Source organism: Candidatus Zixiibacteriota bacterium (assembly GCA_036397555.1).
GTDB lineage: Bacteria > Zixibacteria > MSB-5A5 > WJJR01 > WJJR01 > DATKYL01.
Window position 1 is genome coordinate 1 of sequence record DASWIS010000023.1, and the last position, 14,977, is coordinate 14,977.

12 protein-coding genes and 2 tRNA genes are annotated in these 14,977 nt (G+C 59.5%); 13 read left to right on the top strand and 1 reads right to left on the bottom strand.

What is annotated here, in order from left to right; all coding sequences use genetic code 11:
- The 4 genes from VGB22_07390 to recA form a co-directional block, all read left to right on the top strand.
- Nucleotides 1–254, top strand: a 254-nt coding sequence (locus VGB22_07390) for a CinA family protein (GenBank protein HEX9751089.1), incomplete at its 5' end; no start/stop codon positions are given.
- Nucleotides 255–473: 219 nt separating this feature from the next.
- Nucleotides 474–1,685, top strand: a complete 1,212-nt coding sequence (locus VGB22_07395) for an ATP-binding protein (protein ID HEX9751090.1) — start codon at nt 474–476, stop codon at nt 1,683–1,685.
- Between the two features lie 37 nt (nt 1,686–1,722).
- Nucleotides 1,723–2,283, top strand: a complete 561-nt coding sequence (gene thpR / locus VGB22_07400; protein HEX9751091.1) for an RNA 2',3'-cyclic phosphodiesterase — start codon at nt 1,723–1,725, stop codon at nt 2,281–2,283.
- Between the two features lie 128 nt (nt 2,284–2,411).
- Nucleotides 2,412–3,500, top strand: a complete 1,089-nt coding sequence (gene recA, locus VGB22_07405; protein HEX9751092.1) for a recombinase RecA — start codon at nt 2,412–2,414, stop codon at nt 3,498–3,500.
- A gap of 330 nt (nt 3,501–3,830) precedes the next feature.
- Here recA and VGB22_07410 read toward each other — a convergent pair whose 3' ends face one another.
- The gene (locus VGB22_07410) at nt 3,831–4,145 is read right to left on the bottom strand and encodes a hypothetical protein (protein ID HEX9751093.1); all 315 of its coding nucleotides are present in this window, start codon (nt 4,143–4,145) and stop codon (nt 3,831–3,833) included.
- A gap of 372 nt (nt 4,146–4,517) precedes the next feature.
- Between VGB22_07410 and VGB22_07415 the strand changes: the two genes are divergently transcribed.
- From VGB22_07415 to VGB22_07455, 9 genes are all read left to right on the top strand, one after another.
- A complete protein-coding gene (locus VGB22_07415; GenBank protein HEX9751094.1) occupies nt 4,518–5,108 on the top strand; it encodes a hypothetical protein in 591 nt (196 codons plus the stop codon).
- Nucleotides 5,109–5,150: 42 nt separating this feature from the next.
- Nucleotides 5,151–5,777 (top strand): regulatory protein RecX, encoded by a 627-nt coding sequence (locus VGB22_07420; protein HEX9751095.1) that lies wholly within the window; start codon nt 5,151–5,153, stop codon nt 5,775–5,777.
- Between the two features lie 286 nt (nt 5,778–6,063).
- Nucleotides 6,064–8,637 (top strand): alanine--tRNA ligase, encoded by a 2,574-nt coding sequence (alaS, locus tag VGB22_07425; protein HEX9751096.1) that lies wholly within the window; start codon nt 6,064–6,066, stop codon nt 8,635–8,637.
- The gene (locus VGB22_07430; protein HEX9751097.1) at nt 8,634–9,398 is read left to right on the top strand and encodes a geranylgeranylglyceryl/heptaprenylglyceryl phosphate synthase; all 765 of its coding nucleotides are present in this window, start codon (nt 8,634–8,636) and stop codon (nt 9,396–9,398) included. Before alaS ends, VGB22_07430 begins: the two co-directional genes overlap by 4 nt.
- Complete coding sequence (locus VGB22_07435) at nt 9,395–9,994, top strand: SIS domain-containing protein (GenBank protein HEX9751098.1); 600 nt, start codon at nt 9,395–9,397, stop codon at nt 9,992–9,994. Before VGB22_07430 ends, VGB22_07435 begins: the two co-directional genes overlap by 4 nt.
- A gap of 155 nt (nt 9,995–10,149) precedes the next feature.
- Nucleotides 10,150–10,413, top strand: a complete 264-nt coding sequence (locus VGB22_07440; GenBank protein HEX9751099.1) for a hypothetical protein — start codon at nt 10,150–10,152, stop codon at nt 10,411–10,413.
- A gap of 23 nt (nt 10,414–10,436) precedes the next feature.
- Nucleotides 10,437–10,514, top strand: a tRNA-Val gene (locus tag VGB22_07445).
- Between the two features lie 388 nt (nt 10,515–10,902).
- Nucleotides 10,903–10,980 (top strand) — tRNA-Asp (locus tag VGB22_07450).
- Nucleotides 10,981–11,451: 471 nt separating this feature from the next.
- Nucleotides 11,452–14,977 (top strand): hypothetical protein (locus VGB22_07455; GenBank protein HEX9751100.1); only part of this gene is annotated, 3,526 nt, incomplete at its 3' end.

Genomic DNA, 14,977 nt, shown 5'->3' on the forward strand with positions numbered 1-14,977 from the left:
CCGAAGAAGTCGTGACCGCCATGGCCAAAGGCGCGATCGCCCGCAGCGGCGCCGATTGCAGCATTGCGGTGACCGGGATCGCCGGTCCCGACGGCGGCACCCCCGACAAGCCGGTCGGCACTGTCTGGCTGGCGACCGCGATCAAAGGCGAAACGCTCACCACCAAACGCATCCAGCTCCTCGGCGACCGCGAAGCCATCCGCGCCCGAGCTGCCCAAGCAGGGCTGAACCTGCTGCGGCTGCGGTTGATGTAGATGCCCACGGTCTATTCTTCGTTTCGCGGGATGATGGATGTACTGTATGTCATTGGTGATAAATTGGTTATGAACATTTCATTGATTCTAACTGAATATCACATTGTTTACTAAATTTATAATAGTCTATAAATTATTGTTGGCTTAATGTGTCTCGATACCCTACAATTATCTCCGAAGATTAGTAAATTTACGTCGACTTATAACAAAGGATAAAAGATGGGATTCACGAATCCCTTTCGACCCGGCGCAGGCCACATGCCTCCTTACTTGGCGGGAAGGCGGGAAGAACAGAAGGAATTCAAGAAGCTCCTCAATCAAAATATCATTCTGCAGAACCTCATATTGACTGGGTTGCGGGGAGTAGGAAAGACGTGCCTGCTGGAGACGTTTAAACCCACGGCCATTCAGGAGAGGTGGCTCTGGGTCGGGGCGGATTTATCTGAATCAGCAAGCGTGACTGAACGGACCATGGCGTCACGAGTGTTGACAGATCTTTCGGCGCTTACATCATCGATCACCATCAGGCACGAGTCTTCAGCCGATATCGGCTTCCACAGCAGTACCGATCAGCGACCGGTAACGATGAATTATGAGATGCTGACTCAGTTTTATGACAGGACCCCCGGATTGGCTTCAGACAAACTCAAGGCGGTATTGGAATTCACTTGGCAATGTATCAAAGATCAGACCCGTTCGGGGATCATCTTTGCTTTTGACGAGGCGCAGAATCTCGCTGATCATGCTGAGAGTAATCAATACCCCCTCTCAACTCTACTGGACGTGTTTCAATCCATTCAAAAGAAGGAAATCCCGTTCATGCTGGCCCTGACAGGCCTTCCAACCTTGTTTCCAAAACTTGTCGAAGCACGCACATATTCTGAAAGAATGTTTCGAATTGTGTTCTTGGACAAGCTTCAGGGTAAAGACATACTCGATGCAATTCAAATTCCGATCCAGGAAGCAAATTGCCCGGTGAGGTTTAATGAGCTGTCTGTCAAGACGATTGCTGAACTCTCTGGTGGGTACCCCTACTTCATCCAGTTCATTTGTAGGGAAGTCTATGATGTCTTCATCCAACAGTTGGACTCTGGAAAGGATGCAAAAGTTCCGATCTCGGAGATCGAAAGGAAACTCGATTCAGACTTCTTTGCAGGACGCTGGGCAAGGGCCACAGACAGGCAACGAGATCTTCTTCATGTGGCTGCAGAGTTGGAGAACTCCGCCGAGGAGTTCACAGTCGCTGAACTGGTAGAAAAGTCCAATTCCATGCTCAAAAAACCGTTTGGTAGCAGCCAAGTGAATCAAATGCTCAGCCATCTGTGTGATTTGGGATTGGTTTACAAGAACAGGCGAGGTCGTTATTCATTCGCGGTCCCACTGCTGGACAGGTTCATTTCTAGACAGGTCCGCGGCGCACTTGGAGGCTGAGGACAATTCTGGATGGTTTGCAAAGCCACTTCCCCCCATGCGCACCTTCATCGCCGTCAATCTCCCCGCCGACATCAAACGCGGCATTGGGACAATACTCAGCCGTCTGCGGCCGATCGGCCCGCCAGCCAGTTGGGTGCAGCCCGACAACGCCCACATCACGCTTAAGTTCTTAGGCGAGGTGCAGGAGACACGTATCCCTGCCATCATGAAAGGGATCCGGCTCGCGGTCGATGCGACCGAACCACTTGAACTGTCTATGGGGCAGTGTGGTGCCTTCCCCGATCCCACTCGCGCCCGCGTGTTTTGGATCGGGATCGAGCGGGGAGCCGAGGCGCTCGGCGACGTGTCGAGAGCGATTGACTTCCAGATGAGCCGTCTGGGATTCGAGAGAGAAAAACGCGCCTTTTCGGCTCATTTGACATTGGCCCGCCTGCGGCAGCCCGCCTCAATCGAGCGTCTGGTCGAGGCCGCCAAACAGGTCGATTACCACTTTCCGACCGTCAAAATCGCCCAAATCGACCTGATGAAATCTGTCCTAAGTACCCAAGGGGCAACATATTCCGTCTTGGATTCGGCTTCTTTCAAGGCAGAGTGAACAAATGTTCAGTTTTCGCTTGCCTGCTGCTTTTGCTGTTTCTATCATCCGTCAGTCGAACGGATCGAAACCGGAAGGCACGCGAAACCTCAGAACAGACAGAACGGAGCAGGCAAAGGAGCATCGTCATGGCGAAATCGAAACTCGAAACAGCCCCTCCCGCCACGGATGGCGGCAAGAAGCGCGCATTGGAAACCGCGGTCATGCAGATCGAACGTCAGTTCGGTAAAGGGGCGATCATGCGTCTCGGCGGTGACGCGCGCGACACCAACATCGCCACCATTTCCACCGGATCGATCTCGCTGGATCATGCGCTCGGGGTCGGCGGTGTCCCGCGCGGACGCGTGATCGAAATTTACGGTCCCGAATCTTCCGGCAAGACCACGCTGGCCCTGCAGATCATTGCCGAAGCGCAGAAGACCGGCGGCAACGCTGCCTTCATCGATGCCGAGCATGCGCTGGATGCCACCTACGCGCGCAAACTCGGAGTCGATCTGGAAAACCTGCTGATCGCCCAGCCCGACACCGGCGAGCAGGCGTTGGAAATCGCCGAGACATTGGTCCGTTCCGGGGCGATCGACGTGGTGGTGGTCGATTCGGTCGCGGCGCTGGTGCCGCGCGCCGAGATCGAAGGCGAAATGGGCGACCCGCAGATGGGATTGCAGGCGCGGCTGATGTCGCAGGCGCTGCGCAAACTGACCGGCACCATCTCCAAATCCAAAACTTCCGTTGTCTTCATCAACCAAATCCGCATGAAAATCGGGGTGATGTTCGGCAACCCCGAAACCACCACCGGCGGCAACGCGCTGAAGTTTTATGCGACCGTGCGCCTCGACATCCGCAGGATCGCCACGATCAAAGATGGCGAGACGGTCAAGGGCGCGCGCACACGGGTCCGCGTGGTCAAAAACAAGGTCGCGCCGCCGTTCCGTGAGGCCGAGTTCGACATTATCTACGGCGAAGGCATCTCGCGTCACGGCGACCTGCTCGACCTGGCCTCCAAGCTGGAGATTGTCGAGAAGTCGGGCGCGTGGTATTCCTATGGCGAGGAACGCATCGGCCAGGGACGCGATAACGCCATTGCCTACCTGCGCGACAATCCCGAAGCCTTCACCAAGCTCAATGGCGAAGTCCGCGCTCAACTGACGATGGTCCCCGCCACCGCGATGCCCTCCGGTGAGCAGGAGCCCGAAGCGGCGCGCGTCGCGGAGGAGTAAGGCACGAAGTTTGGCACGGGCCTTAGGGCCCGTGGCACCACAACTCTTCGAGTTGAACGGAGTTTGATTGATTTGCTCAGAAAGGGGGACGGATGCCACGGGGCCAGCAACGTACAAAAGCAATCGGAGATCACAGGCCATGGTGGGTGATCATTAAGGACAACGACGCACGGGAGTTCAATATCGAAGGCCCGATTCGCCCGTCCGATGATAGGGAATGGACTTATGCAGTGTGCAGGGTGCAGGAATCCGGGAAGCACGTCACTTGTACAACCGCACGAGGAAGTCACCACGAAGTAGAGGCTGCCTTCTGTGCATTGGGCTTTCGCCTTACTGACCGTGCCATTGTCGTTCGATAAATACCACACGACATTCCCCTTGTGTCGACATCAGCGAAGAGACGGTGCCACGGGCCTTCAGGCCCGTGACGACAATCGCATGGAAACGGCAGCCTCGATTCGCAAGCGAATCCGTCACTACGACATCCCCGGCCACGCCCATGGCCTGACGTTTTCGTGTTTCCAAAGAGAGAATTTGCTCAATGATGACCGAATTCGTCTGATGTTCCTGGAACAGCTTGCTTCGATCAGAACCAAAACAAGATTCCAGATTGGCGCGTACGTACTCATGCCCAATCACATTCACCTGATCGTCAGATCAACAAACGACTCATACTCCATCGCCGCGTTTCTCCATAATCTCAAGTTTCCGGTCGGATATCGGGCCAAGATGATGCTGAGGCATAATGACGTTGACGTCGAACGGTTCTGGCAAGCCGGTCCCGGGTTCGACGAAAACCTGACTGATGTAAGTCGGATTGCGCAACTCACAGAGTATATTCACAACAACCCGATTCGCGCCGGACTGGTATCGGACTCGACAGGCTGGCGGTGGTCAAGTGCTCGGTTTTGGGCAGGTTGGGCACAATTTGATCTCAGGATGGACATCATCACCTAAAGCACGGGCCTAAAGGCCCGTGGCACCAATTCAATTAAAAACGCCCCCACACCACGTCCCATGCACGAAACCAGCACCCCCAAACAGATCACCCTCCGCGCCACTTATTGGGAAGCTAGGGCTGCCGAAGCGGCTTTTCTGAAGCTCAGAAAGCTCGCCGTCGAATACTGGGACTTGCAGCATTTGGGAGAAAGCGCGCGACTCGCCGACGTGAGAACCGCGATCAATCGCATCCTGCCCGAAGTCAAGCTCCACGCGACCACGTTTGGCGTGCAGACGGGCGTCGGTGGTGCGACGGCGTCCGGGGCGGTTGATCCGCTGGATTCTATCGTCGAAGAAGATACTGGACGCCGCACAGTCAGCCGTCCGCGCATCCTCGACACCATCGACATGTATACCGGCGCCGCCCGGACTTTCAAAGCACTCGCCTTCAAGCGGCTCGTGCGGCCATGGAACTGGATCGTCGACATTCCGGCATTCGTGATTCGCATTCCGTTTCTGATCCTCGAGCGAGCCGGCTTCCCGACGTCGATCGAAGAGCACATCGCATCGAAGGTCGCCAAGGTGCTGGCCGTGATTGTGCTGATTGCGCTGGTTACTTACTTCGGGCTCATCCCCATCGTACGCGCAATCAGCGGAGTGTTGAAGTAATCCGGTGCCACGGACATTGAAGCCCGTAGATAATTCGACCTCATGCCTACGATCACCGCCCTCAACACCCATCCCTATCGCAAGGGACGCCTGCGTGTCGAGATTGATGGGACCTACGCGTTCGAACTCTCGCGCAAGGCAATCCTCGCGCATCATGTTGTCGAGAAGGAGCAACTGAGCGCTGAACGGCTGCACGAACTGCAGACTGTCGCCGCGCGTGAAGCGGCGATCTCGCTGTTGGCGCGGCGTGAACGCTCACGCGCCGAGCTGGTCACGGCGCTTGGGCGCAAAAGCTTTCCTAAACCGGTGATCGAGACAGTGCTGACGAAGCTGCAGGACGAGGGGATGCAGAGCGACACCCGTTTTGCCGAGTCGTGGGTCAACACCCGACGACGCATCGCCCCGCGCGGACGCGCCGCGCTCCGATACGAACTTCACCAAAAGGGCATTACCGAGACGGCGGTCAACCACGCGGTTGGGAAATTCTCACGCGATGAGGAACGCGAAGCGTTGCGCGAACTGATCGAATCCCGCCTGCAGCGCATGGCCGATCCCAAAGCCGACCAGGCAAAGATCAAGAACCGTTTGCTCGGCCTGCTGGCGCGGCGGGGCTTTGCCTACGACGACATCGCAGCAGTCTTGCGCGAGCATTTTCCCGATTGGGCATAGGCCGCGCCAGCGCGTGCAGCCCTACTCCGACGATTTCCCCTTGCGGCTGGCGGTGCTCAGTCCCCAAAAAAGTATCCCCAAGCCCGCCAACACCGCTCCCAATCCGACTGGCGATCCCCAACTCAGATCCATTCTCGCCTCCTTGTGATCACTGTCCGCATAAGTTTGAGCCGTCGCACGGCTACGTGTCAAGAACTCTCGGCAAAGGTCAAATCGCGGCCCGGTGCCGATCTTGCCCCGGGGGAGCATTCGGCGTTACTTGATCCACTGTATGGGGGCTGATGCGATGACCGCCGCCGAACTGCGCCAATCGTTCCTGTCGTTCTTCACCGAACGCGGCCATGCGACCATCGCGTCGTCGTCGTTGCTGATCAAAGGCGATCCCTCGCTATTGTTCACCAATGCCGGCATGAACCAGTTTAAGTCGGTCTTCATGGGACAGGAAAAGCGACCCTACACGACCGCCTGCTCCTCGCAAAAATGTTTCCGCGTCTCCGGCAAGCACAATGATCTGGAGAATGTCGGTCTCACCCCGCGCCACCACACTTTTTTCGAAATGCTCGGCAACTTCTCCTTCGGCGACTACTTCAAGGAAGAGGCGATTGCCTACGCGTGGGAATACCTGACCAGGACCCTTGGCCTCGATCACAAACGCCTGACCGCGACAGTCTACAAAGATGACAAAGATGCCGAAAAGTTGTGGCGCAAGATCGCGCCGCAATTGGGCGACCGCGTTCTGCGTTTCGGCGAGAAAGACAACTATTGGTCGATGGGCGACACCGGACCGTGCGGACCCTGCTCGGAGATTCACTACGACCTGGGCGAGCAGTTCGGCAAGGACGCGCGCGTCAATGACGACGGCGATCGCTTTTTGGAAATCTGGAATCTGGTCTTCATGCAGTTCGACCGTCAGCCCGACGGCGCGCTGAAAGAATTGCCCAAGCCCTCAGTCGACACCGGCATGGGACTGGAACGGCTCGCCGCGATCGTGCAGGGGAAGCTCTCCAACTACGAGTCCGATTTGTTCCAACCGCTCATCCAGGCATTCGCTAAAGACAGTCGCGTAGCGTACGATCGCGGACCGAAGGGCATCCCCCATCGCGTCTGCGCGGACCACTTGCGCGGTTTGGTCTTCACCATCGCCGACGGCGGCATGCCCGGCAACGAAGGCGCGGGATATGTGCTGCGTCGCATTCTGCGGCGCGCCGCCCGGCATGGCACGACGCTGGGATTTCATGGAGCGTTCCTGCACCGATTCGTCGAGAACGTGGTCGAAATAATGGGCGATGCGTATCCGGAACTGCGCCAACGTGGCGACCACGTCGCGCACGTCATCGAATCGGAGGAAAATCGCTTCGCCGAAACACTCGATGCCGGTCTGGCACGATTTGCCGAAGTCAGGAAGTTGGCGAGAAACGGTGTCATTCCCGGGGATGAGGCGTTCAAGCTCTATGACACATACGGTTTCCCGCTCGATCTGACCGAGGTCCTTGCGCGAGAGCGGGGATTGAGTGTCGACGGCGCTGGATTCGAAAAAGCCCTGACGGAACAACGCGCGCGCTCGCGCGCGCAGACCGGATTCAAAGATCACACCGGATCGATTGCGGCGAGTCTGGATTTGCAATCGGTGTTTGTGTACGGTGCAACATCGCTCCAATCGAAACTGTTGTGGGCCGACGAGCCCGGCACCGCATTGATGCTCGAACAGACGCCGTTTTATACCGAGGCTGGCGGCCAGGTCGATGACGTCGGCACGATCTCCGATAACGGCAACTTTGCTTTCCGGGTTGAACGCATGGAGAAAGCGGGCCGCGTCATCATCCATCATGGCCAAACTGAAAAAGGGATGGCGAAAGACTGGATCGGCAAGTCCGTGACAGCGGCAATCGATGCCCCGCGCCGTCGCATGATCCAGCGCAATCACACCGCCACGCATCTCCTGCACAGGGCATTGCAAACCGTGCTCGGTGTGCACGCCAAGCAGCAGGGTTCGCTGGTCGCACCGGATCGGCTGCGTTTCGACTTCGCGCACACCGGTCCCATGACAGCGGAGCAAATCGAAGAGGTCGAGCTGATCGTCAACCGCGAAGTGCTAAACAACACGCCGGTCGAACCGTACGAAACCGACCACAAGAAGGCCATCGCCGCCGGGGTGACCGCGCTCTTCGGTGAAAAGTATGGCGACCGCGTGCGCGTCGTCAAAATCGACGACTATTCTTCGGAACTGTGCGGCGGCACGCATGTCCGTTCCACCGGCGAGATCGGTTTGTTTCGCATCACCTCGGAAAATGGGGTCGCCGCCGGCATTCGCCGCATCGAAGCGATCACCGGTGAGGAAGCGTACGCATTCGACAGGGCCAACTGCGCCGCGGTGCAGCGCGCCGCCGTGATGCTGAAGACGTCACCAGACAAGGTGCTGGATCGACTCGAGTCGACCGTCGAGGAAGTGCGCAAGTTGCGCATCGAACTGGCGCAACTGCGACAAAAGCTCGCCTCCGGCGCGACCGAATCACTGCCGACAGAACGGCTCGAAGATCTCGACATGACTTTGATTTACCACCGGCTCGCGGACGGCTCAGCCGACGATGCGATCGCGATTGCCGATCAAGCCAAGACCCGCCCCGATGCTGCGGTCGCGATTGTCGCGACCGGATCGGGACACGTCGTGCTGACCGTCAGTGCGCCCGCCGTCAAACGCGGCATCGCCGCCGGTGAACTGTTGAAGGCAACGACGCAATTGCTCGGCGGCGGCGGCGGTGGACGTCCTGATTTTGCCAAGGGAAAGATCGTCCACGTCGAGAAGTGGGATGACGCAAAGCAGCAGTTTGTGGATGCGCTGCGCGCGATGGTGAAGAGATGACCCGCCCCATCCACCAGCATCTCCTCGATGCGCGCCAAAGCGGTCCCGGCTTTCTCTGGCTGATCGATCCCGACCGCATCGATCCAGCCCATCCCGATCCGCGCTGGTCGCAGGCGCACAACCTCGGCGTCGCCGCGTTTTTGGTCGGCAGTTCGCAGGAGTGCGACAGTTCGTTCGATCGCAATGTCGCATTGCTGCGTCATCACGCCCGCCTGCCGCTGATTCTGTTTCCCGGATCGGCCGCGCAAGTGTCGGCGTATGTCGATGCCGTGCTCTTTCTCACATTGTTGTCGGGGCGCAATCCCGATTTCCTCGTCGGCGAACAGGTCAAGGGCACGCCGTTGGTGCGCGATTATGGCATCGAGCCGATCCCGACCGGGTATCTCTTGATCGACACCGGCGCAGAAACATCGGTCGCGCGGCAGAGCCGTACACGGCCGCTGCCCGAGGACGATCCCGACACGATCCGTCATCACGCTCTGTGCGCGCAATACATGGGACAGGCGTTTGTCTATCTCGAAGCCGGGTCCGGAGCGCAACGGCCGATCGACCCATCGGTGATTGCCACGGTCAAACGCGAGATCGACATCCCGCTGATCGTCGGCGGCGGCATCCGCACCGTCGAGCAATGCGATGAAGCCGCGACATCCGGCGCCGACTTTGTCGTGGTCGGCACCGCGCTTGAAGAAAACCGTTCGGTCGATTTGTTGCGTGCGATGACCGACGCGGTGACACATGCCCGCCGGAGAGTCCACGCGTGAACGACCGTCCGATCACCAAATCATCGGCGCAACAGTCCGCGATGGCGGCAATGCGCGATACCGCGCAGACAACCGAACGACTACTCACCACCCAATTCGACTCGCTCTGGCAGGGATTCGAACTGTTGCGCGACACATTGCAACGCGGCAATCATGTCCATGTCTGCGGCAATGGCGGCTCGGCGGCCGATGCGCAACATTTCGTGACCGAGTTGGTCGTGCGTCTCGATGCGAATTCGAAACGCCGCCCGCTGCCCGCAACCTCGCTGGCCTCGGACCCGTCAATCCTGACCGCCGCCGGAAACGATTTCGGATTCGACCAAATCTTCGCGCGTCAGATCGAAGCGCGCGCCAAAAGCGGCGATCTGCTGGTGCTGATCTCGACCTCCGGCAACTCCCCCAATCTCCTCGCCGCCGCATCCGCTGCCCGGACCGCACTGTGCCACACACTCGCGCTGCTCGGCAAAGGCGGTGGCCAACTCGCGCCGCTGATCGACCGCGCCGTCATCATCCCCTCCGACAACACCCAGCGCATCCAGGAGGTGCATGCGCTCTGTTTGCATTTATGGTGCGAGTGGCTGGAGGGAGCGTTCTGACACACTTTGCCGCAGATGGATCTCCCATCACGCCCCCCGTGTAACAGCCGATAGAACAAGCAGATGGGGGACAAGTGTAGCGGGACACCCCCCTTGACTTCTGACCGAATTCCCGTTCCTTGAAGCGTTTGCAGGCCGACGGAGGACCCCCGACCATGGCTCAAGTCGACACCAAAGCACCCCGTGGCAAAGCGGCCCGGGCGCGCAAAGACGAGACGCTCCCCTTCTCGAAGACCAACTACCTGATCTTTCTGGCGGGTTTGGCGGCGATCATCTTCGGGTACGTGGACCTGGCGCGGGGCGGCATCACGATCGCCCCGATCCTGCTGGTCGTGGGCTACTGCGTGATTGTCCCGATTGCGATCCTGTACCGGGGACGCGACAGCGCCGATCAGCCGTCCCAGGATTCGGCATCGTAGCATCCGGCGCTTTGAGATCGATTGGGCGGTTAGCTCAGCTGGTCCAGAGCACCTGCCTTACAAGCAGGGGGTCACTGGTTCGACTCCAGTACCGCCCACCAAAAATCCGTTGGAATTCACCCCCCCTGATGACCCATATTGGGGCGGTTCTTGGAGGACTGACGCGGGGTCGTAGTTCACCTGTGGTGAGCTTGCCGAACCAGTTTGGTTAGAACGTCCCGTCCCGATTTCCGGACGGGAAGGTCGCGGGAGCCGGAGTCAGAACACAAACGCGGGGTCGTAGTTCACTTGTGGTGAGCTTGCCGAACCAGTTTGGTTAGAACGTCCCGTGCCGATTTCCGGACGGGAAGGTCGCGAGAGTCGCAGTCAGAACACAAACGCGGGGTCGTAGTTCACTTGTGGTGAGCTGGCCGAACCAGTTTGATTAGATCGTCCCGTCCCGATTTCCGGACGGGAAGGTCGCGAGAGCCGGAGTCAGAACAGAAACGCGGGGTCGTAGTTCAGTTTGGTTAGAACGCCTGCCTGTCACGCAGGAGGTCGCGAGTTCGAGTCTCGTCGACCCCGCCAGATTTGGATTGCTCCGGACGCTTCGCGGGAAGGTCGCCCCGAACCACTTCCGGGATTAACCCCGTCGCCGTACTCCCGCCACGGAAGACTCTACACGCTAATCCGGCACTCAGGCGCCCCGCCGCGGCCGTCTCTTGTTGCCCGGATGCGGCCCCACGCCGACCGTTGAGCCGGTTTCTCCGTTGCAAATCCGCTTGACATTGCCTTAACACTTTCGGTTAAGTATCGCCGCAGTACGTCTTCACCGGTCTTTTCCCCGGTCCCGTTGCAGTCGGGACCATGCTGTGACAACTGAATAGCCCTCAGGAGGCAGCCATGATGGGTTGTGTGCGAGTCGTGTTCGTGGCGGCGGCGGCGTGCGCCATGGCGACGCTCGACGAACCGGGGTAATGCACCCCGACGGTGATTTGTGCTCGGACACTCTCAACTATCGACTCTCGACTTTCAACTCTCTATCAGGAGTCTGGCAGCATGAAACGATGTAAACGCTTTCTCGCAGCGATTGGTTTCCTCCTCGCAACCGCGATTGTCCCACAGCTTCACGCCGCCGACAAACCCAATTCTTACGATCAGCCGGGCGCGACTATTCCCGAGCAGACCGGCCCGCCGGTCAGCGACTTTCTGACTCCCGACGGTCGCTTCGACTTGGAAGCGGCGAAATCGTCGGGTTACGAAGGTGCTCTGGAGCTGCAAGGCTTCAATTCAATGCTCGATCCGGTCACCGGCCAGCCGATCGCCGGGCAGCCCGGCGTGACATCGGCGCTCTCCGCCATGGGGGTGGATCGCACCGTCAATGCCCGACCAAGTGCGACCCCGGCCCCGGGTTTGTGGTGCACCGGAAACTTCGGCACCAACCTGATCCTCGTGGATCTGACGACAGGGCTTGCATCCGTCATAGGACCCAGTGGGATTTCGGGAACATGGGCCGCAGCTTTCACCCCGAATGGCACACTATGGACAATTACCAACGGCTTTAGCGCAAGCCTGTCACACTTGGCGCGCTTCGATCTTTCCACTGGAGCAGCTACGAATGTCGGATCTGGTCTCGGCACGAGTGATGTAATCCTACTAGAGGCGAGCAGTGCCGGAACTCTCTACGCAGCAGGGTTCAATGGTAAGTTTTACACTGTCGATACGATTACCGGCCAATTGACATTCGTTGGAAACTTGGGATTCCCTAACATCATGGATATGGCCTTCGATGGTACCGGTACCCTCTGGGCGGTGGGCAACGGGAGCAGACTGTACAAAGTCAACCCCGCAACTGGCGCGGGAACACTTCAGACAACGATTACCGGGACATCGGGGGAGGTGATGGGGCTGGCGGTAGACGCATTGGACAATTTCTACGTGACTCCATACGTCAGCGCTGCCTCACTTTACAGTTTGAACCCGGCTACAGGCGTTGCGACACTGATCGGAAGCGGATTGGGTGTTTCAGGTCCGCACGGCGGAGATGTATTTGTTAGCAGCTCCTGCGCCCTGACCATCTCCTGCCCCTCCGATGTCATCATCGAATGCGACGAATCGACGCTCCCCGCCAACACCGGCACGGCTTCATACACGGCCAGTGCTGGATGCGGGTCGGTGTCGCTGACGTATTCTGATGCCGAAGTGGCGGGAGCATGTCCGCAGGAGAAAACGATTACGCGCACCTGGACCGCGACGCCGACGAGCGGCAGCGCGGTCAGTTGCGACCAGATCATCACGGTCGAAGACAACACCGCGCCGGTCATTTCCTGTCCGGCGAACGTGAGTGTCGAATGTCCCGGATCGACCGCGCCGGCGAGCACCGGCACGGCGACCGCGACGGACAACTGCGATCTGTCGCCCACCATCACCTTCAGCGATCTGGTCCTGGGCGGCGGCTGCCCGCAGGAATACACGATCAACCGCACCTGGACAGCGACCGACGACTGCGGCAACGCCTCCGGATGTTTGCAGGTGATCACGGTGACCGACAACACCGCACCGTCATTTACAAGTTGTCCGGCGAACGCGAGCTACCAATGCGCCTCGCAGGTCCCGGCGGCGAGCACCGCCGGTGCTTCGGCGTCTGACGCCTGCGATCCATCGGTCGCGATCAGTGTGTCGCGTTCCAGCAACGGCGGCTCGGGTTGCGCGGCCAGCCCGCTGGTCTATACCGACACGTACACAGCCACCGACGATTGCGGCAATTCGTCGCAGTGCGTGCAGACGCACACGGTGATCGACAACACCGCGCCGGTGATCACCTGCCCGGCCAACGTGAGCGTCGAGTGTCCCGGATCGACCGCGCCCTCCATCACCGGTGTGGCGACGGCGACCGACAACTGCGATCCGTCGCCGACGATCACACACAGTGACTTGGTTCTTGGCGGCGGCTGCCCGCAGGAGTACACGATCAACCGCACTTGGACAGCGACCGACGACTGCGGCAACGCATCCGGTTGTTTGCAGGTGATCACCGTGACCGACAACACGGCGCCGTCATTTACGAATTGTCCGGCGGACTTTGCGGTCGAGTGCGAAGCTGATATTCCGCCGTGCAATCCGTCGGATGCTGCGGCGACCGACGCCTGCGGCAGTGTCACGATCACCTGCAGCGATGGCCCGCTGGTCGGCGGACCCTGCGGCGGGACCGTGACGCGGACATACACCGCTGACGACGGATGCGGGAATCAGGCAACCTGCACCCAGACCATTACCGTCGATGACAACACACCGCCGGTCTTCACACTCTGCCCGGCGGGATTTGCGGTCGAATGTCTGGCCGATGTTCCGCCGTGCGATCCCAATGATGCCACGGCGACCGACAACTGCGGCGTAGTCACGATAACATGCAGCGATGGCCCCTATGTCGGCGACGCCTGCAGCGGCACGATTACGCGCACCTACACCGCGACCGATCCCTGCGGCAATGTCGCCACCTGCGATCAGGTGATCACGATTGACGACAACACCGATCCGGTGTTCACACTGTGCCCGGCGGGCTTCACGGTTGACTGCTCCGACCAGGTGCCGCCGTGCAATCCCACGGATGCCACGGCCACGGACAACTGCGGCGTAGTGACCGTCACCTGTTCGGATGGTCCGCTAATCGGGGATGATTGCTCCGGCACCATCACACGGACGTATGTGGCGACCGATCCCTGCGGCAACATTGCCACCTGCGACCAGATCATCACGATCGAAGATAACACCGCGCCGACCATCACTTGCCCGGCCGACTTTGCGGTCGAGTGTCTGGCCGATGTCCCGGCGTGTGATCCGGCCGATGCCACGGCCTCCGACAATTGCGTTGGGGTCACAGTGACCTGCAGCGACGGCCCGTTGATCGGCGGCGAGTGCGGCGGGACGATTACCCGCACCTACACGGCGACCGATGATTGCGGCAATCAGGCAAGCTGCGACCAGATCATCACGGTCGACGACAACACCGCGCCGGTCTTCACCTTCTGTCCGGCGGACTTTGCAGTGGAATGCGAGGCGGACATTCCGCCGTGCAATCCCAACGATGCGACCGCGACCGACAACTGCAGTCCGGTGACCATCACCTGCGCCGATGGTCCGCTGGTTGGCGGCCCCTGCGGCGGGACGGTGACGCGGACATACACTGCGACCGACGACTGCGGCAATTCCAGCGAGTGCGACCAGATAATCACGGTCGAGGATCAGACTCCGCCAACGGTGACCTGCATGCTTGACATCGACGTGCAGCGCTTTGTCGATCTGCCGCCGTGCGATGTCCTCGATGCCACGGTCACCGACAACTGCGGTCCGGTGACAGTGGTCTGCGAGCGCTCCTCGGTCGGCGGTGTGGGATGCACCGATGTTTCGGTTCCGATCACCTACACGTACACGGCGACCGATGCCTGCGGGAATGAGGCGTTCTGCGAGCGCGTCGTCACGGTGCTGCGTCCCGACTGTCCCTTCTTCGTGGCGGCGGGGGATGTGTCATCGCCGGTGGATGTCGCGGTCGGCGGACGGTCAACCATTCCGATTCGTTTGGACTCCG

What these genes read in the sequence shown, in the direction of transcription:
- VGB22_07395 (HEX9751090.1), top strand. Translation starts at nt 474, where the DNA reads ATGGGATTCACGAATCCCTTTCGACCCGGCGCAGGCCACATGCCTCCT.
- thpR (HEX9751091.1), top strand. Translation starts at nt 1,723, where the DNA reads ATGCGCACCTTCATCGCCGTCAATCTCCCCGCCGACATCAAACGCGGC.
- recA (HEX9751092.1), top strand. Translation starts at nt 2,412, where the DNA reads ATGGCGAAATCGAAACTCGAAACAGCCCCTCCCGCCACGGATGGCGGC.
- VGB22_07415 (HEX9751094.1), top strand. Translation starts at nt 4,518, where the DNA reads ATGCACGAAACCAGCACCCCCAAACAGATCACCCTCCGCGCCACTTAT.
- VGB22_07420 (HEX9751095.1), top strand. Translation starts at nt 5,151, where the DNA reads ATGCCTACGATCACCGCCCTCAACACCCATCCCTATCGCAAGGGACGC.
- alaS (HEX9751096.1), top strand. Translation starts at nt 6,064, where the DNA reads ATGACCGCCGCCGAACTGCGCCAATCGTTCCTGTCGTTCTTCACCGAA.
- VGB22_07430 (HEX9751097.1), top strand. Translation starts at nt 8,634, where the DNA reads ATGACCCGCCCCATCCACCAGCATCTCCTCGATGCGCGCCAAAGCGGT.
- VGB22_07440 (HEX9751099.1), top strand. Translation starts at nt 10,150, where the DNA reads ATGGCTCAAGTCGACACCAAAGCACCCCGTGGCAAAGCGGCCCGGGCG.